This window comes from Paenibacillus sp. V4I5 (assembly GCF_030817255.1).
Lineage (GTDB): Bacteria > Bacillota > Bacilli > Paenibacillales > NBRC-103111 > Paenibacillus_E.
The window spans coordinates 4,286,485-4,303,348 of the sequence record NZ_JAUSZB010000002.1; the positions used below are offsets into that span (position 1 = coordinate 4,286,485).

Genomic DNA, 16,864 nt, shown 5'->3' on the forward strand with positions numbered 1-16,864 from the left:
TCTTGAGGAGCGGATGCTACATCCGCTCTGGGGCGGATACGCCAACCACGCGAAGCGTGTTGGCTAAGGTAATACGAAGCGCGCCGAGCAAAGCGAGGCGTGCCTGAGTTAAGGCCGCGTCATCCGTGATGACATAGTGGCCTCTGTAATAGCTATGGAACTGGCTTGCCAGTTCATAGACATAGCGGATGAGCCGATGCGGCGCATATTGATCGGCCGCAATGGCAATTTCCTCCGGAAGCTCGCCCATCTTGCGCAGCAAGTCGAACTCAGCTTCCGAAGTAAGCTGACTAAGGTCTACCTGCTCCAGCGGAAGTACCTGGATGTTCTGCTCTTCCGCCTGACGGAAGATGCTGCATATCCGCGCATGTGCGTACTGCACATAGAACACAGGGTTCTCATTAGACTGAGAAACCGCCAAGTCCATGTCAAAGTCCAAATGCGAGTCCATGCTGCGCATCGCGAAGAAATAACGAATCGGGTCTACGCCGACTTCGTCCATGAGATCCTCCATCGTGACTGCTTTGCCCGTCCGTTTGGACATTTTCACCTTTTCCCCATTTTGGAAAAGGCTCACCATTTGGGCAATTAGCACAACGAGTCGATCCGATTCAAAACCAAGCGCTGTCATAGCCGCTTTCATCCGTGGAATGTAGCCATGATGATCCGCGCCCCAAATATTAATCAAACGCTCAAAGCCGCGCCCAAATTTATTACGATGGTAGGCAATATCCGGTGTAAGGTAAGTAAAGGAACCGTCATTCTTAATCAGTACGCGATTCTTGTCGTCACCTAGGGGTGTTGTATTTAACCAAGTCGCGCCTTCTTCTTCATATATGTGTCCATTATCCCGCAGCTCTTGGAGAACGGGTGGAATGAGGTTATCTTCATAAATCGACGTTTCGGAGAACCAGTTGTCGAAATGAACACCAAAGCGACCTAAATCGCGTTTGATTTTGTCGAGTTCTTTTTTCAACCCGTAGGTACGAAAATAAGCACGACGCTCATCTTCTGGCAAGCTGAGAAGGCGATCCCCTTCTTCCGCTGCAAGATCCGCGGCAAAGCCTTTGATATCTTCACCAAAGTACCCGTCTTCCGGCATCTCTGCTTCTTGTCCGAGCGCTTGCAGATAGCGAGCTTCGATCGATTTGGCCAAATTGACCACTTGGTTACCGGCATCATTGATGTAGTACTCTCGGGATACAGCGTATCCAGCCAGATCAAGCACGTTGCACAGCACGTCCCCCACTGCCGCTCCACGAGCATGTCCCAAATGCAGAGAACCTGTTGGATTGGCGCTAACGAATTCCACTTGCACTTTAAGCCCTTGACCGACGTTCGTCGCACCGTAGCGATCACCTAGTTTTTGAACATTTTCAATAACCGGGTATAGGTACACTTTGTTCATTTTAAAATTAATAAAACCAGGCCCCGCAATTTCCGCTTCTGCGATATTGGCTTTATCCTTTTGCAGGTTAGCGATAATTTGCTCGGCAATTTGTCTTGGGTTCTGCTTAGCAATTCGGGTCAGCTGCATCGCGACATTCGTTGCGAAATCCCCGTGTGTCTTCTCTTTCGGGACCTCAAGAATAATCTCCGGTATTTGCGCCGCGTCCACGATGCCTGCAGCTGTAACTGCCTCTATTATAGCTTGTTTAACTATGGCTTTGACTTCGTTTAGTACATCCATTCGTCTTACTCCTCCTGAATTAACAACTTGATCCTGTATGTTCCCGCATGAGTGCCTGATGCATATAAATCATAGCTCCACCTTGTGATACCGATGCCATGTACGGCTTCCGAGGTTAGCTCATGTGTCTCGATTTCGAGTTCCAATCTACCTTGAGGTGTTTGATAAAAGCCAATCCTCTTCTCGCCTGGTAGAAATGTCTGCTCTGCTTGCACGTCGCCTTGGCGGACGATTCGTATCTGATTGTCTTCCAGCTTAATGAGCGTCACTGTTCGTCCAAGCTCGCTCGGCTCTTCTTCATAGCGGATGTACGTGTGATTGCCTTTACGATAAAGATCCCCTCGCGCTTTCTGCACGGTAGTCTCGCTCCCGCTTCGACTTTCAATTCGGATCCGCACGCGCTCTTTAGCCGTCATGGTCCGTCATTCTCCTATTCTGCAGTACCTGTTTGCACCTTATGTTCAGATAAGGCAAGTTAGGTATTAGTTTATATGAAAGGTTCGCTAAATTCAATGTATTACGGGAGATCAGCGTACATTACGGAGTTATCGCCGAGTCGATTTCTGTGTAAGTTTAGGGAATTAGGACGCTATAGGTCCTGAGGGAATGGATTTAGATGTATTTAGTGCAGGCTTTTTTGATAAAAATGTTGGAGTTGCCCCGAGAACCTGCATTTCCTACATCAAATTCGGGTCATTTTTGCGATGTGGGCCAGTTTCACCGAAATTTGATGTACTTTTTCAGAGCTTTAACAGTGAGAGTTGGAATACCGACTGCCGGGTGCGGAAACAAAGACTGTTAGCGCCAGGCACATGAAGAGGGGATGCGTCATTAGAGTAGCCAAACCAAGCTAGAAGCATTCCAACAAGCCGCCAAAACTAAAACCGCCAGCGTTCCCGTGACAAGCACAGAAACAACCGGCGGTTCAATTTCATTATTTAATCAAATCTTCAACAAATTTAGGCAGAATAAATGCCGCTCTATGTAGACGTGGTGTGTAGTACTTCGTTGGGAATTCTGGGATTGCTGCTTCCTCAACTTGCAGGGGATCGTGCTTTTTGCTGCCCATTGTGAAGGTCCAGAGACCGCTTGGGTACGTAGGAATGTTCGCGCTGTACACACGTACGATTGGGAAGATTTCTTTGACATCACGGTTAACCGTTTGGATCAGGTCTGCTTTGAACCAAGGGTTATCCGTTTGTGCTACGAAGATACCGTCTTCTTTTAACGCATCAAAGATACCCTGGTAGAAGCCTTTGGAGAACAGCTCAACAGCTGGACCAACAGGTTCAGTGGAATCGACCATGATAACGTCGTAGGTGTTTTTGTGATCGTGAATGTGCATGTAGCCATCGTTAACAATGACTTCTACACGCGGGTTATCCAATTCGCCGGCAATGGTTGGCAGGTACTTTTTGGAGTACTCAATTACTTTACCGTCGATATCAACAAGAACAGCCTTTTTCACCTTTGGGTGCTTCATGATTTCACGGATCACTCCGCCGTCGCCGCCGCCTACTACAAGCACGTACTCTGGGTTCGGGTGGGTAACAAGCGCAGGGTGAGCAACCATTTCGTGATAAACGAATTCGTCTCTGACCGTTGTCATAACCATACCGTCCAGGGTAAGCATTGTTCCCCATTCTTCGGTTTCGATCATCGAAAGGTCTTGGAAGTCCGTTTGTTCTCTTACGTATGTCTCTTTTACTTTTGCTGTAATACCGAAGCTATCGGTTTGTTTCTCTGTGTACCACAGTTCCATGTTTATACCTTCTTTCGCTGCTATATTTGGGATGAATAAATCCTGACATTCGTTGTCTCTAACAGTGTTCCACCAGTTGGAAAAGTCATGCGAAGCGGTGCCGTAATTTCAAGACCCTTCATACGCACAAATTGTATTATAGTTCATTACCCCCAAAATGCAATATTTTCCTAGGGTTTTTAAACATTTAACAAAAAATATTTACAATTCGTTGAATACGGACTGCCATGCTTTTCCATACTGGATAGTAATGCCTTAGAGCATGGAGAAAGGAGGTAAGAAGAGATGTCCGAGAACGAGAACCATCGTCAGCCATCTACAGGCACACCACAAGCACCTAGGGATAAAGAGGTACCTGCGTCTATGCGCTGGATGCGTCGTATCAAGAAAATGTTCTCATTCCTATTCACTTCCTGCGTTCTGCTCCTCATCGTGGCCGCTGGCAGTCTCGTCTATTTGCGTGCTCAAACACTGCCCGTCACCAAAATGCTGCAAACCTCCCAAATGTACGATACACATGGCGAACTAATCGACACCTTTTATTCCGGGCAAAATCGACAGGTCGTCTCACTGAATGAAATATCGCCTTATCTCATTAAAGCAACGCTCGCTGTGGAGGATCAGCATTTCTATGATCATTTCGGTGTAGATGTGAAGGCAGTAGCAAGGGCAGCTGTTGTCAATGTACAAGCCATGGCCAAGGTGCAAGGTGCAGGAACGATAACTCAACAATTAGCTCGGAATTTATATTTAAACCATGATCGGACTTGGTCGCGTAAAATCAAGGAAACCGTGTTCGCTGTGCAAATGGAAATGCAGCTGACCAAAGATGAAATTCTGGCGAATTATTTGAATCAGATCTACTACGGTCATTCGACGTATGGGATTGAAACGGCTTCCGAACTTTTCTTCGGCAAGCATGCCAGTGAATTAACGTTGGCGGAAAGCGCGATGATCGCTGGTGTCCCCAAAGGTCCACGCTACTACTCGCCGTATTATGATCTGAATAATGCGATGGATCGGCAAAAGGTGGTGCTGCAGACGATGGTGCGCAGTGGCTTCATTACACAAAGCGCCGCTGACGCCGCAGGCAAAGAGAAGCTGACGATTCAGCCGCTTACAAAGAAAAAGCCAGCAGCAGCCCCCTACTTCCGGGATTATGTACGAGCATTAGCAACGGATAAGCTGGGCATACCGGAGGAACAGTTCGATCAGGGCGGTATTCGTATCTTCACAACACTGGATAAAAATACTCAGCAGATTGCCGAGACCGTGATTACGAAACAGCTGACGGGTAAAGCAGACCTTCAAGCCGCACTCGTGGCAATCGACCCAAGGACGGGAGAAATTAAAGCGATGGTCGGCGGCCGCGACTATTCCGAGAATCAGTTCAACCGTGCACTCTCGAATACGAGACAGCCAGGGTCCTCTTTTAAACCAATCGTCTATATGGTTGCTCTGCAAAATGGCTATACACCCGTGACACAGGTAAAAAGTGAGCCGACGGTGTTCACCTACGATGAAGGCCGTCAACAGTACACACCTAGAAACTTTAACGATCAGTATGCCAATGCCAATATTGATATGCGGCAGGCGATTTCGAAATCGGATAACATCTATGCGGTGCATACGATTCTGGATGTCGGTCCTGCGAAGGTTATCGAGCTGGCCCGCAAGCTTGGTATTGCATCTCCGATGAAGCCGCTGCCGTCATTGGCTTTAGGGTCCTTCCCCGTAAGCCCTCTCGAAATGGCGTCTGCGTTCGGTACGATTGCGAATCAAGGCGTTCATCAGGAGACGACGGCGATTGTGCGTATTGAGGATGCGAACGGTCAAATCTTATATGAAGTGAGCCCGCAAGCGGAGCCAGTGCTTGATCCAGCTGTCGCCTATGTAATGACGAATCTGATGGAGAGCGTGTTCGAAGAGGGCGGAACCGGTAACCGCGTAGCCAGTACGATTAAACGTCCGATAGCCGGCAAAACCGGTACGACCGACACCGATGCGTGGCTGGTTGGCTTCACACCGGAGCTCGCAACTGCCGTATGGGTCGGCTATGACAAGAGTAGGGATATTTCGACGGTTGAGTCTCACTTGGCTTCTCCGATTTTCGCGGAGTTCACGGAACAAACGTTAGAGGCGATACCACCTAAGTTGTTCCCGATTCCTGATGGAGTAACAAGTGTCTATATAGATCCGGTGAGCGGCAAGCTGTCCAATGAAGATTGTCCGAACTCGCATATGGAGGCTTTCCTGGTTGGCACGGAGCCGACAACATTCTGCACAGGCAAACCTGCGAAGCCAGCTTCGAACGATGATCCAAAGGGTACCCCAAAAGGCCAAAACGGCTCTTGGTGGAATGATATCAAACGCTGGTGGAACGACTGATCCACCTGTTTCCAGAGAACACAAAAAGGCAGAACTAAGCGCGTCTTAGTCTGCCTTTTTGCTGTCCTAGTATATGAGGTAACATACACTAGGGTCTAGTATACTCGGTTCACCCAAACGTAACAATGGATGACACATAATGTTCATAATCTCTATTTGTGTGTTTGATCGCTTATGAAAGTGCATCTTTCAATGCTTGATCTGAGCGATTCCACCACTCCTCGTTGTGCGCGATCAGCTGATTTTTGAGCAGCGCCCGCTCCTTGTCATCCAAGCCGTCGAAGATGAATTTACGCTTCATTGCAGCATCCATTTTGTTCACGTGCTCGGCTAGAATTTTCCATCCTCTGCGCGCTTCGGTGTCAACTAGCATTTCGCATGCTGTCATACCAGCGTAGTAAGCTCCTTCTTCCGTACGGTCGACTGCGACCCAAACGATCCAAGCTTTACGGCCATTTGGCACATCTTCTTTGTTCGTTGAGAATTTAATGCCTTTTTCGATCTTACTTTTGGCATGAAGTGTACCTTCGTCCAGGTAGGCTTCATCCCCGTCAATAATGACACCAGATACGTTGCTTAGATCGATCGCTCCGGCACCGAATCCTTTATGGTTCACTTTGGAACTTACTATATTTAAGGCTAGCTTCTTTTTATCCGCTTCCATGAGGGCACCTTCCACTCTTCGTAATGTTAAAATGACGCTTTGCTTTCATTGTAGCTAAAGTCATCCTCCAGAACAAGGGCTGGTTGCTGTTAATGTGGAAGGACGATTTCTCGTTACTGTCTTTACTACATCACTTCCACCGTGATACTGCCGACTGCTCTTTCATCTATAAAAGCATCCAACGATCACTTTTCGAAATTTATTCATCGCTTCAACACCCCTTATACCTTATAGACTCATTGATTAACCACTTCGTTCCCCCTCCTTCTAACAATTCTTTTCCAAGCTCAGAAATATTCCCTAGGTTGTCTACATATACATGCTGTAGATGCTTGTTTAGGCGGGGTGGATATCATGAGTGTTCTATTCAAAAACCGCAAGGTTCAATGGTTCGTTGTCATGCTCCTTGCAGCAGGCACCGTCCTGCTGTCTGAAAATTTGCTCCCATCTGCAAGTAAATGGGCCGTTCCAGTCGTCTCTAAGGATGAAAAGTCTGCTCCGGCGCCGGACATGCAGCCTGCAGATAGCGCCAAGCCATTAGAGAAGCAAGCGCCAACAGCGCTTAGCTATCGTATTGCGGAATATCACATGAACGTTGCTTATACGCCCGAAACGAGGCAGCTTAATGGGCAGCAAACGTTGACTTGGGAAAATCCGGGAACCGTTCCTGTGCAAGAGCTTTACCTCCATCTGTATCCCAATGCATTTGCCTCAAAGAAAACGACGTTTATGCGTGAATCAGGTGGAAAGCTGCGTGAAGATGAAGCCAAGGCAGACAGTAGTGGCTGGATGAAGTTGCTTTCTGTGAAAACGGTTGACGGAGAGGATCTCAGTATGCGCATGGCGTTCGTGCAGCCCGATGACGGCAATAAGGACGATCACACGCTGCTCAAAATCCCGCTGCCTAAACCGGTAGGAGCCGGGGAGCAAGTCACGATCAAGACGGAATTCCTCGTCAAACTGCCTGCCGCCTTCGCAAGAATGGGCTATGTGGATGACTTCGTCATGGCCGGACAATGGTTCCCTAAAGTTGCTGCCTATGAACGGGTTGGAACAAGAGGACGTACAGAGCCGGGGTGGAATCTCCACCAATACCATGGAAATTCGGAATTTTATGCCGATTTCGGGATGTATGACGTGAAAATTCAAGTGCCGGCGAACTACATCGTAGCAGCTACCGGTTTCCCGGTTAAGCCTGCTGTGACCGACAACGGGATAAAGACGTACCAATTTTATGCGGATGATGTGCATGACTTCGCTTGGGCAGCATCGCCACATTTCGTTTATGTGGAAGAACCCTACTCGACCGCACAAATACCCGGGGTCAAGATCAAGCTTTATCTCGATCCCAATCATCAGGACTTGAAGGACCGCTATATGTACGCTGCCAAAAAGGCGCTTTCCCGCTACAGCCAATGGTACGGATCGTATCCTTATTCAACCCTTTCGATTGTCGTACCTCCCCCAGGAGGCAACGGTGTGGGCGGTATGGAATATCCAACTTTGGTAACGTCGTGGGATGCTAGCGACAAGAAACCAGATCTAGAGCTAGAACGTGTCGTTGTTCACGAGATTGGACATCAGTTCTTTTATGGACTCGTAGCTAGCAATGAATTCGAAGAAGCATGGCTGGATGAGGGCTTTACCTCCTATGCAGAGGATAAAGTTATGGAAGCAGAGTACGGAGTGTCCCCAAATTTACCTGTAGAGTCAAGCTTCATTACATCTCCAAATACCCTGCAGCAGAACTCGTGGGCCTATACGGGACATGATCAATACGCTGAGAATGTGTACACACGAGGAAAGCTCGTGCTTAAAGCCATTGAGAAGCAGGTTGGCAGCAAAACAATGGATCGCATTATGCGCACTTATTTCCAACGTTGGGAATTTAAACACCCTTCTACAAAGGACTTTCAGAACGTTGTCGAAGAAGTGACCAAAACGAAGTGGGATGATTTCTTTAACCAATATGTATACGGCGCCATGATGATGGATTACACCGTGGAGAGCATTCGCGTCAAATCCGTGGGCAGCAAAGGGGCAGAGTCCTACGAAAGTGCCGTTCTCATCTCCAAACGAGGCGGTAATTCACCCGAGGTACCGATCCAGTTCCATTTCTCTGACGGCACTGTACTAGATAAAACATGGGATGGTAAAGAAAGCAGTATCGAATTCAAACTAACCCACAAGACTCCTGTAGACTGGGTTCGAATTGATCCCAATTACTCGCTCGTGCTGGAAAATAAACATATTAATAATTTTATGCAAACGCAAGTGGATACCAAGTGGAAAATCCGCCTAAATCTCGGTCTCATTCAATTCCTGCAAGCCATATTCGGCTGGGTCGCCTGGTAAGCGTAAGCGGCTAGGCTTATCCAATGCTTACGAAGTAAGTTTTCCTACGGAAAACTCAGATTATGCTTTCGATGCCAGTTTTGCTAAAGCAAAACTCTTAGGAGGGACAACTGTGGCAACTTATATCAAGTCTGGCTTCAGGGCGGCTTTACGGCAACCTTTCGCCACGATCGTCTTGTTCCTGTATCAGATGGGCTGGGGCATCCTGCTGTATAAGCTTGTACAGGGTGTTCTCGTCCCTCTCATGCACCGCTATCCAGGTGGCGAGCAGCCGAAGCAAGCGCTGCAGCTATTTCTAGCTGAAGGACAGTTCCAATTGGTCAAAACCGATCTTAGCCATTCCTACCTTTGGTGGCTGGCTGCTTTGCTTGTTGTTCGCATGCTGCTCACCCCAATGTTGAATAGCGGCGTCTACTACTCGCTGACCCATTCCCAGCAAAATGCCGGCTATCGCTTTATCCGAGGCATCAAGGAGCTTATGCTCCCATTCCTCATTGCTTATGTCGTTCGAATCTCGCTTTCCTTGCTGCCACTCATATGGCTGTTTCCTAAAGCGCAAAAGCAATTCGCACATACCACTTCGTATGAGCAAGCCGCCCTCCAATTGCTGCCTTGGCTTCTCGGCTTGCTCGTCTATGGCTTTCTCTTACATCTGCTTTTTATGTACGTACAGTTCGCAATTTCCGCTAAACTTGGCATTTTGTCCACTGTCATCACTTTCGTTCGCAGTTTCCTTCCTATTATCGGGCTTGCACTCATCCTCCTACTCACCTCGGGACTATTGGCAGGGGTCACAGTCACAGCAACGTACATATGGGCAGGTCTGGTAGCGCTAATCATTTATCAGCTCTTCCCGCTTTTCCACATTTTCATCCAAATGTGGGCCATAACCTCCCAATATCAGCTTCTATCTGCCAAAATGGACAGCTAAAAACAAATAAAATAAGCTTAATTGGCTTATATTGGTTTATCCCCTTGCAAAAGGGGCTTTTTTTGTCTCTTTTCCGAACTATTGACATATTTTTAAGACAAAATGCGTAGAAAAGGAGGAATTTCGATGTTTATGACGAATTACAAGGATTAGCATCAAAAAACCAAATATTTCATGCCGAATTCCCCATTTCTTGGGGAAACGGGGGAACCACACCGGGTGAATTGATCTTGCAAGACAGGGATCATAGGGAACCTTCAACCGAACCCTCCAGCTAACCTCGTAGGCACCGGAAGGAGACAAGCAGTTGAAAAAGATTGTTGCTCTTGTTTTTAGTCTTGTTTTGTTTTTGAGTGTAAGTTTAGGAAGTGTGTCTGCGTCACAATCCACTTTGGATGAAACGGTTGACGGATTGCTCGGAATTCCGTACAGAGATGCGGGAACGACAACAAGAGGCTTTGATTGCTCTGGTTTCACCGCATACGTTTTCGACAAATTCGGCATTGACCTTCCGCATAGCTCATCATCTCAGAATAAAGAAGGCTACTGGATTGACAAAAAGGATCTTCGCAAAGGTGATCTTGTGTTCTTTGACACAAGCGGTGGCAAAGGTATTTCTCACGTTGGTATCTACCTTGGAGACGGTGAATTCATTCACTCTGCATCCAATGAAGGTATAGTGAAAAACAAATTAAGCCAATCTTATTACGCGAAGCGGTATGTATCAGCTCGACGTGTTCTGTGGGATGATATCTACAACCAATTAACTGCTGAATCCAAGTAATTCTTGTACGATTCATGAATAAAGCCCGGACAAGCCCCGCTCGAAAGAGCAGCTTTCAGGGCTTTTATTCATTTACTAATCTTGTAACTTGACATCGCATGTTAGCCGTTCTATAATAACTGCATATTGTTTTCTAGGGTTCCGTGGCGTTCAATGCCAGGCTGGTCCGAGGGGAAAAACGCAGCGAATATGCTGTGGTCACGGAGGGGAAAAAGCCCGGGAGTCATATCGCTTAGCGATATAACTTCCAGGCTTTTTCCTTTTTTTGCGGCTAAATAGGTCGTATAACAAATTCAAGAGGAGTGATTCATCATGGCATGGTTATATCTCGTCATTGCAGGTGTATTTGAGGTAGTATGGGCGATCTCATTGAAATTTTCTAATGGTTTTACACGTTTAGTTCCTTCCAGCATCACGATCGCAGGGATGATTGTAAGTTTCTATTTTCTAGCGGTAGCCACGAAAACCCTCCCCATCGGCACAGCTTACGCGGCTTGGACCGGAATTGGCGCTGTCGGTGCTATTATAATCGGCACCCTTTTTCTCGATGAACCCATTAGTTTAATAAGGATCTTATTCATGATTCTGATCTTAGTTGGCGTTCTCGGTCTTAAATTTACTTCTGGACATTAGGAAGTCCGAAAAACTGCGTCATGTAACGCTCAGTTTGGTGACGATTCCTAAGATTCGACGATGCCTGGTATCTTGCGTTTTGGCATCGTCCACCTGCCGGACAAATTCTTTCCGCTTCGAGAATGCCAATGCTTCAAAGGCCTCGATTGCACCCTCCTGAGAAGACAATGCCGCCCTAAGGTCATCCGGAATCTCAACGGTTCGAGGCTCCAGATCAAGGTTGAGTATAACCTCTACCTGGTCACCGGCCTTCAAGCCAGACGCTTCTCTGTGGGCTGCACTCAATGGAAGGAGGAACTCATTCCCCATAACTGCAACAGTGCTGCGATAGGTGTAACCGTTCAAGCTCACCGTGACACTTGGCTTCTTATGTCCACTGAGCGCAGCTATGACCTCAGCTGGAATGGAAATTCCAGTGGCGTTTTTACCCTGTGCTTGCATAACGGAAGTGGTGAATGTTACCCCCATTTCGATTGTTCCCCCTTGGATAACAAAATTTCATAAAGTTTAATGACACTCATGTGCATGCCTTCATGGTACAAGCTAAAGCTGAGGAACTGTTCCGGCGTTTCCAAGGTCATTCCGGCCGACGTCGTGTAAGGTTGAACAACCTTTTCCTGCAAGTGGTCCCTCAGTCCCTCACGTATTCGCTCTTGCTGCCCTTTCAATAAGGTCTCCAACTCTTGTAAGGTCGGGATGTCAACGAAATTCGGAACGTTCAATGGTGAAGTGCCATTCTCAAATTGCTCTTTGAATCCTTCTGGCAAATGAAGCGGAAGCCCTATATATTGAAATGCTATTCTTTCCAATACCACATATATGTGCCCCAGCTGCCAGCGGATCGTATTCCGAAACCCTTCCGGGATCCGGTCGGCGGTTTCCTCCGATACCCCCTCCATCAATTTTAAGGTTTGAGCCCTCACGAAGGCCAGCTGTTTGAACAAATAATGTTCCATCGTTCTCACTCCTTTAGATCGCAATTTATGGGATATTATACCATACTTTTTTGAATAAATCGGACCCTATCTATGCAGATTAATCCATACAAGGATGGAGGGGCGTTATGATGTAAGGTTCGGATTGTAACTAACGTTATTACGGAGTCAATTCAACAGGATAAAAATGATTAGGAGGGAAATTCAACATGGATACATCGGATGATATCAATCGAATACAGAATCGCAATGACGGGCTTCTCGGAAATGAGATAGAAGTGGACTCCGATGTTAACGAGGATCGTAACCGAGAGCAGCAATTGGACGATTCGTTTCAGTACTGGTATCGTAACGTCGGTTATTGGGTGCAGCAAAAGGAAGATATAACTCAGGTGCCGAAGGCGAACGTATTCGACGCCGCTGTTGAGATGGATGCCGAGCAGGAGTTAAACGTGACTACGGAAGACGATGAGATGGATAGATAAGGTCAACCGACAGTTCAAATATTACATTTAGAATCTATCATTGGAGGTTGGAACGATGTCTGACAATACGAATAACCTGAATAAAGTTGATGTAAATAAAACGAGTATCTTTAAAAACGGGGTTCAATCAGCAACGAATTATGTACAGAACGCCATTGAAAACGTAACGGCATCCACGCAAGACGCAACTCAGAACTTAGTGAATAATGTAATGAAAAGACGACAAAATGAAGATGAAAATAATAAATAATTAGATTGGCGATATGCATTTAAATGAGGAACTCATTGTGCTATTCGGAATCTCATACGGAAAAAAGCTTAGTCAGAATGCAGCCTCAGGGCTTTGACTAAGCTTTTTTTGCTTGTCTAATGTATATCGTGAGTAATTGCTACCAATAAACTTTCTCTATTTCAAGCAACTGTGTAGCTAACATACCAGAAGCTGTTTCCAACAAATATTTGCAAATGTTGAGATAAAGGCTTAAAAATGTCGTTCAGCTCTTCATACGAGTAGTAGTTTTTGATAATTTCATGCATGGATCCATCAGCCAGCTCGCGTCTTTTGTAGGTATCCTCACTATGTTCTTTCGTTATCAGCTCTCCGCCTCTTCCCGGTACGTAAACATTATCGGCGATAAAGACGCGAGCACCTGTGCCTAAACGTTGGTGGAAACTCTGCAGAAATGACTCAATCCGATTCTTCGGAATATGCGAAAACCAGAAGTTGGCAAGACCAAAGTCGAAAACCCCGTTCACATCGGAGAGCTGGTACGCGTCCCCCTGAACAAATGCTGCATTCGATGCTGGCCACGGCTTAGACTTAGCAATTTGCAGCACTTCAGGACGAATATCAACACCTACGATGCGCTTCGCAGTGCCCGCGGCAATTTCGGTCCAATACCCGGTTCCACAAGCTATCTCAAGAACGTTGCGCCTCTCCACCTGCTTCTTCACCATTTCGCTCAAAAGACCAAGCTCTTGTTGGAACCCAGCGTCCTCTCGGTGATAAATCCGTTCATACTCCTCCGCTCGAGCACCGTAGTATTCTTGCATTTTCACTTTTTCTTCGTTTAAAAGCTGATGCTTATCCTTCACTTCGTGGAGAATTCGTTGTCTGGCTGCCAATAAATCAGCGAAAATAGCTCCACCCTGTGCGGAGTAGTTGGCTAGAAGGCCATGCGTGGCCATCACAATTAACTGTGTCATTGACAAGCCTGTTTCGTCAGCCATTTGCTCCAGATCCGACTTTACTTTCTCCGGTAAGTAAACAGAGAGTCTCTTAGTTTTGTCGTTTTTGTCATCCACGTTAGGTTTCCCCCTCATAATTTTTTATTATTTTAACATATAATATGTGTTATTATAACATTAAATTTACGTTTTCATGATAAATAAAAATTAGGGCAACCTTTTTTAGAACTCTATCAGCTATTAACCCTCGCAAATCTCTCTATCAAACATAGAATACTTTGTAAGTAAATTCATATTTTGATAGGAGATGGTTAGATGATTAAGAAACAACGTATCGCAGGTAGACCGAGTAAAATTGTTAAACTTCCCAAAAGTGCAGGCCTACCGAAAACAAAGGCTATGCTGCTGTACCACGCTCAATTGAGAAAGCACAACAGACTAGGAGCAGGCCGCTTCCTGAGCCAGCGTACAATTTCGATCGGAACCGATAACTCTTGGTTCAACGCCCAGATTATTCCCCGTAATCCAGCATGGGTACCGGTTACTAACGCCAACTATGTGTGGTACTCCGGCAATCTGAGCGCTGAGAATGCCGTCATTTCGACACGATTCTCGCTCTCTCAGCGGAGAGCCATTCTCGCCGCATCCCTCTTCTTGTCGGTCGACAATTACGCTGTAGTGATCATCAATGGTGTGCCGCTGGTCTATGATGCACCACAAAATACCCCTCCATTCTACAACACTGGTCGTACCTTCAACATACGTCGGTTCTTGAGACGCGGCCGTAATGACATCGTCATCGTCGCTTTTAACTTTGGTGGACCTCGTAGTGACGCTGCGCCTGCAGGCGTTGCTGCTAGATTGGACATCCAACTCAGCTCATTGCGATAATTCACATGGAAAAAGGTCGGGAGCCCATCTTTAGGATGGAACCCGACCTTTTTGCTTGCTTACATCAATTGACGTTCACTTCCGTAGCGTCGTTTGAGCTGATTCAAGAAAAACTGCAGCGCTAGGAATAGTCCTGCGAAGCTGGTGCCTGCACTCAGAATAATCCATGGATGCAGTCTAATGTATCTTGAGCCATAGGCGATTAGCGATAACCATTCACCCGATGTTGTGATGGCGATGGAATAGCCGGCATCGCTATCACCAATTGTCTCAATCCCGCCAAGTACAATGTTAAAAACAGCCAACTGCCCTAACAAGAAGAGCACCTGCATGAATTCGCTAAGGAAGATGAACAACATTTCATTTCTCATACACGGAACCAAGTGCCGCATCGTTCGATGGAACACAGAACCGCCCATCAAACGAGAAGCTTCAATATATAGTCGTTCATTATAATAACGTGTCCGATCTGCCACCTGATGGGCTAATGGGAATATCCCAATGAATGTGACTAGGCTAACGAAAGTAACCGTGAACAGCAGCTGGTAATGCGGGTCTGCCTTCAACCCCTGATCGAGCCGCAGCCCAAAGTACATGCCCGCTAAAGGCGGGAACAAGAAAATAAACGCAGGCATAGAGGAAACGACCCACTGCATGGAGCGAAGAATGCCCCATCCTTTGCCCGAGGTTCCGCTCCACAATCCCCATGGCAGAGCAAAAACAAAGCGAAACAAGGTTAACGCTAGCGCCGTGCCCAATGTATATTTCAACCCATTCAGCAATAAACTCAGCACATCAAAGCCCCTATGGTCGGTGCCCAGGAGGAAGGTGCTGTTCGGCGCGTATGGAGGAATACTGTATCTCGTTTTGCCGTCTTCTTGATATTGGAGCATATTAATCTTGTCATCCGGTGTAATCCCATGGGGCATCAGCCATGTGCCGAATATCATCACAAGCAGGATGAGCACGATGAGTGCAATCGAACAGTAGTAAGCAGTTGATGAGCGTTTCATCATCGTCAAGCCACCTCCCCTGTCCGAACAATAAACTTCTTACGTAGGAGTGCGTATAACACATGAAAAGCCATAGCGACTAGCGCAAGTGCCATACAGATAGCCGACATGGAGGAGACATTCTGTAAAGCTGGCGAGACGATAAAGCCTCCCAAACCGGAAATTCCGCAAATGGCTTCCGCAACCGCCATACTGGCCAGTGCCAGTGTAGTTGCTTTGGGCAAGATCGCCAGCAAATCAGCCATTACATTTCGCATAACGTGAGAGATCAGCACCTCTCTGCGGGTTAACCCTTTAGCTAGTGCCGTAACTACATAGTCCTGTCCAAGCTCACGTGCGATCGCAATGCGAAGGGTACCGTAGATAGTGACCGAGGGAATCAGCGCGATCGTGAGAAACGGGATGAGGAACGGCGTCTTATCACCGACTTGAACAATAAGCAGCACAAAGTGCCCCAAATATTTCGTCGCATAGATCGCACCCAATTGGATGAGAACGATTAAGAAAAAATCAGGCAAGCCAACAAGCAAGGCATGTGTACCATCCATTAAGGCACCTAATCGGCGAAACATGGATGCTATCATCGCAAAGAGCACACTAAGCACAATCGCGAGCAGTAAACCAGGAATGAAATAAGTGCATGTGCGAAGAAGCATCTTGGGGAGCTCCCCAAGAACAGCAACCTCTTTCCTATTGAAAGGATTGCGGAATTTGCCAAAGTCACCATGAGCGAAACCTTTGATTTGCTCTTTCAGCGAGTAACCGTAATAACGCCAGGAAATAATGGGATGCTCGAGAGGCACAGTGGTCGCTCGAAATATGCCTTTGATCGTCATTGTCTTTCCGATATAGTCCCACGACTTTCCATAAGGAACAGACAGTAAGCCAGCTTTATCATTTAGAACTTGACTGCCAGGCAACTGCTCACTTATTTTCTGGATGCTCGTATCCGGACCTATTGCGATCCGAATCTGATCCGGCTGCGTAGATAAGAAGGCGTTACGGAAATTGCTCAAAAAGAAGATGCACACGAGTGTAAATACCCCAAGCAACAACCACCGAAATATCGACTTCACCTATCGTCACCTCGTTCTATTATTCACCGTCGGTAGATAACCATTTCCATAGTTTATCACGATTCATTT

17 protein-coding genes and 2 riboswitches are annotated in these 16,864 nt (G+C 46.8%); of the genes, 8 read left to right on the forward strand and 9 right to left on the reverse strand.

The annotated features are described in order from the left end of the window. Window positions 1-16: 16 nt before the first annotated feature. The 3 genes from argS to speE all read right to left on the reverse strand — a co-directional run bounded on the left by argS (window position 17) and on the right by speE (window position 3,452). Window positions 17-1,690, reverse strand: a complete 1,674-nt coding sequence (gene argS / locus QFZ78_RS21510; protein ID WP_307550544.1) for an arginine--tRNA ligase — start codon at window positions 1,688-1,690, stop codon at window positions 17-19. Between the two features lie 5 nt (window positions 1,691-1,695). Beyond that, window positions 1,696-2,106, reverse strand: coding sequence for a YwiB family protein (locus tag QFZ78_RS21515; RefSeq protein ID WP_307550545.1), 411 nt, complete (start codon window positions 2,104-2,106; stop codon window positions 1,696-1,698). Between the two features lie 518 nt (window positions 2,107-2,624). After that, on the reverse strand, window positions 2,625-3,452 hold the full coding sequence (speE, locus tag QFZ78_RS21520; protein WP_307550547.1) for a polyamine aminopropyltransferase: 828 nt from the start codon (window positions 3,450-3,452) through the stop codon (window positions 2,625-2,627). Window positions 3,453-3,737: 285 nt separating this feature from the next. Between speE and QFZ78_RS21525 the strand changes: the two genes are divergently transcribed. After that, window positions 3,738-5,840, forward strand: coding sequence for a transglycosylase domain-containing protein (locus tag QFZ78_RS21525; RefSeq protein WP_307550549.1), 2,103 nt, complete (start codon window positions 3,738-3,740; stop codon window positions 5,838-5,840). 172 nt (window positions 5,841-6,012) lie between these two features. Here QFZ78_RS21525 and QFZ78_RS21530 read toward each other — a convergent pair whose 3' ends face one another. Next, entirely contained in the window at window positions 6,013-6,504 is a 492-nt protein-coding gene (locus QFZ78_RS21530; protein ID WP_307550551.1) for a YwhD family protein, read from the reverse strand. A gap of 354 nt (window positions 6,505-6,858) precedes the next feature. On the opposite strand from QFZ78_RS21530, the gene QFZ78_RS21535 reads away from it, so the two are divergent. The 4 genes from QFZ78_RS21535 to sugE all read left to right on the forward strand — a co-directional run bounded on the left by QFZ78_RS21535 (window position 6,859) and on the right by sugE (window position 11,207). Then, complete coding sequence (locus QFZ78_RS21535; RefSeq protein ID WP_307550552.1) at window positions 6,859-8,859, forward strand: M1 family metallopeptidase; 2,001 nt, start codon at window positions 6,859-6,861, stop codon at window positions 8,857-8,859. A gap of 112 nt (window positions 8,860-8,971) precedes the next feature. Then, on the forward strand, window positions 8,972-9,790 hold the full coding sequence (locus tag QFZ78_RS21540) for a hypothetical protein (protein WP_307550553.1): 819 nt from the start codon (window positions 8,972-8,974) through the stop codon (window positions 9,788-9,790). 165 nt (window positions 9,791-9,955) lie between these two features. Continuing rightward, window positions 9,956-10,094, forward strand: a riboswitch (cyclic di-AMP (ydaO/yuaA leader). Window positions 10,095-10,097: 3 nt separating this feature from the next. Continuing rightward, the gene (locus QFZ78_RS21545; protein ID WP_307550554.1) at window positions 10,098-10,574 is read left to right on the forward strand and encodes a C40 family peptidase; all 477 of its coding nucleotides are present in this window, start codon (window positions 10,098-10,100) and stop codon (window positions 10,572-10,574) included. Window positions 10,575-10,696: 122 nt separating this feature from the next. Next, a riboswitch (guanidine-I (ykkC/yxkD leader) is annotated at window positions 10,697-10,799 on the forward strand. An 87-nt stretch (window positions 10,800-10,886) separates the two neighbouring features. Then, entirely contained in the window at window positions 10,887-11,207 is a 321-nt protein-coding gene (gene sugE / locus QFZ78_RS21550; RefSeq protein WP_307550556.1) for a quaternary ammonium compound efflux SMR transporter SugE, read from the forward strand. Window positions 11,208-11,225: 18 nt separating this feature from the next. Here the strand turns inward: sugE and QFZ78_RS21555 are convergent, their stop codons facing one another. Together QFZ78_RS21555 and QFZ78_RS21560 are read right to left on the reverse strand one after the other, a co-directional pair. After that, a complete protein-coding gene (locus QFZ78_RS21555) occupies window positions 11,226-11,675 on the reverse strand; it encodes a YdeI/OmpD-associated family protein (RefSeq protein WP_307550557.1) in 450 nt (149 codons plus the stop codon). Continuing rightward, window positions 11,666-12,163, reverse strand: coding sequence for a DinB family protein (locus tag QFZ78_RS21560; RefSeq protein ID WP_307550559.1), 498 nt, complete (start codon window positions 12,161-12,163; stop codon window positions 11,666-11,668). The genes QFZ78_RS21555 and QFZ78_RS21560 overlap by 10 nt, the downstream gene beginning before the upstream one ends. 188 nt (window positions 12,164-12,351) lie before the next feature. Between QFZ78_RS21560 and QFZ78_RS21565 the strand changes: the two genes are divergently transcribed. Both QFZ78_RS21565 and QFZ78_RS21570 read left to right on the forward strand, forming a co-directional pair. After that, window positions 12,352-12,627 (forward strand): hypothetical protein, encoded by a 276-nt coding sequence (locus tag QFZ78_RS21565; protein WP_307550562.1) that lies wholly within the window; start codon window positions 12,352-12,354, stop codon window positions 12,625-12,627. A gap of 55 nt (window positions 12,628-12,682) precedes the next feature. Further along, window positions 12,683-12,877, forward strand: a complete 195-nt coding sequence (locus QFZ78_RS21570) for a hypothetical protein (protein WP_307550564.1) — start codon at window positions 12,683-12,685, stop codon at window positions 12,875-12,877. A 161-nt stretch (window positions 12,878-13,038) separates the two neighbouring features. Here the strand turns inward: QFZ78_RS21570 and QFZ78_RS21575 are convergent, their stop codons facing one another. Beyond that, the gene (locus QFZ78_RS21575; RefSeq protein ID WP_307550566.1) at window positions 13,039-13,932 is read right to left on the reverse strand and encodes a methyltransferase domain-containing protein; all 894 of its coding nucleotides are present in this window, start codon (window positions 13,930-13,932) and stop codon (window positions 13,039-13,041) included. Window positions 13,933-14,130: 198 nt separating this feature from the next. Here QFZ78_RS21575 and QFZ78_RS21580 point away from each other — a divergent pair, with 198 nt between their 5' ends. After that, window positions 14,131-14,706, forward strand: coding sequence for a hypothetical protein (locus QFZ78_RS21580; RefSeq protein ID WP_307550567.1), 576 nt, complete (start codon window positions 14,131-14,133; stop codon window positions 14,704-14,706). Between the two features lie 59 nt (window positions 14,707-14,765). On the opposite strand, the gene QFZ78_RS21585 is transcribed toward QFZ78_RS21580, so the two are convergent. Together QFZ78_RS21585 and QFZ78_RS21590 are read right to left on the reverse strand one after the other, a co-directional pair. Further along, window positions 14,766-15,722 carry a hypothetical protein gene (locus QFZ78_RS21585; protein WP_307550568.1) on the reverse strand — a complete coding sequence of 319 codons (957 nt, stop codon included), beginning with the start codon at window positions 15,720-15,722 and terminating at the stop codon, window positions 14,766-14,768. 2 nt (window positions 15,723-15,724) lie between these two features. Further along, complete coding sequence (locus QFZ78_RS21590) at window positions 15,725-16,795, reverse strand: ABC transporter permease subunit (RefSeq protein WP_307550569.1); 1,071 nt, start codon at window positions 16,793-16,795, stop codon at window positions 15,725-15,727. Window positions 16,796-16,864 lie beyond the last annotated feature (69 nt).

Coding starts and splice junctions, on each gene's coding strand:
- argS (WP_307550544.1), bottom strand. CDS start 1,690: ATGGATGTACTAAACGAAGTCAAAGCCATAGTTAAACAAGCTATAATA.
- QFZ78_RS21515 (WP_307550545.1), bottom strand. CDS start 2,106: ATGACGGCTAAAGAGCGCGTGCGGATCCGAATTGAAAGTCGAAGCGGG.
- speE (WP_307550547.1), bottom strand. CDS start 3,452: ATGGAACTGTGGTACACAGAGAAACAAACCGATAGCTTCGGTATTACA.
- QFZ78_RS21525 (WP_307550549.1), top strand. CDS start 3,738: ATGTCCGAGAACGAGAACCATCGTCAGCCATCTACAGGCACACCACAA.
- QFZ78_RS21530 (WP_307550551.1), bottom strand. CDS start 6,504: ATGGAAGCGGATAAAAAGAAGCTAGCCTTAAATATAGTAAGTTCCAAA.
- QFZ78_RS21535 (WP_307550552.1), top strand. CDS start 6,859: ATGAGTGTTCTATTCAAAAACCGCAAGGTTCAATGGTTCGTTGTCATG.
- sugE (WP_307550556.1), top strand. CDS start 10,887: ATGGCATGGTTATATCTCGTCATTGCAGGTGTATTTGAGGTAGTATGG.
- QFZ78_RS21555 (WP_307550557.1), bottom strand. CDS start 11,675: ATGGGGGTAACATTCACCACTTCCGTTATGCAAGCACAGGGTAAAAAC.
- QFZ78_RS21560 (WP_307550559.1), bottom strand. CDS start 12,163: ATGGAACATTATTTGTTCAAACAGCTGGCCTTCGTGAGGGCTCAAACC.
- QFZ78_RS21565 (WP_307550562.1), top strand. CDS start 12,352: ATGGATACATCGGATGATATCAATCGAATACAGAATCGCAATGACGGG.
- QFZ78_RS21570 (WP_307550564.1), top strand. CDS start 12,683: ATGTCTGACAATACGAATAACCTGAATAAAGTTGATGTAAATAAAACG.
- QFZ78_RS21580 (WP_307550567.1), top strand. CDS start 14,131: ATGATTAAGAAACAACGTATCGCAGGTAGACCGAGTAAAATTGTTAAA.
- QFZ78_RS21585 (WP_307550568.1), bottom strand. CDS start 15,722: ATGATGAAACGCTCATCAACTGCTTACTACTGTTCGATTGCACTCATC.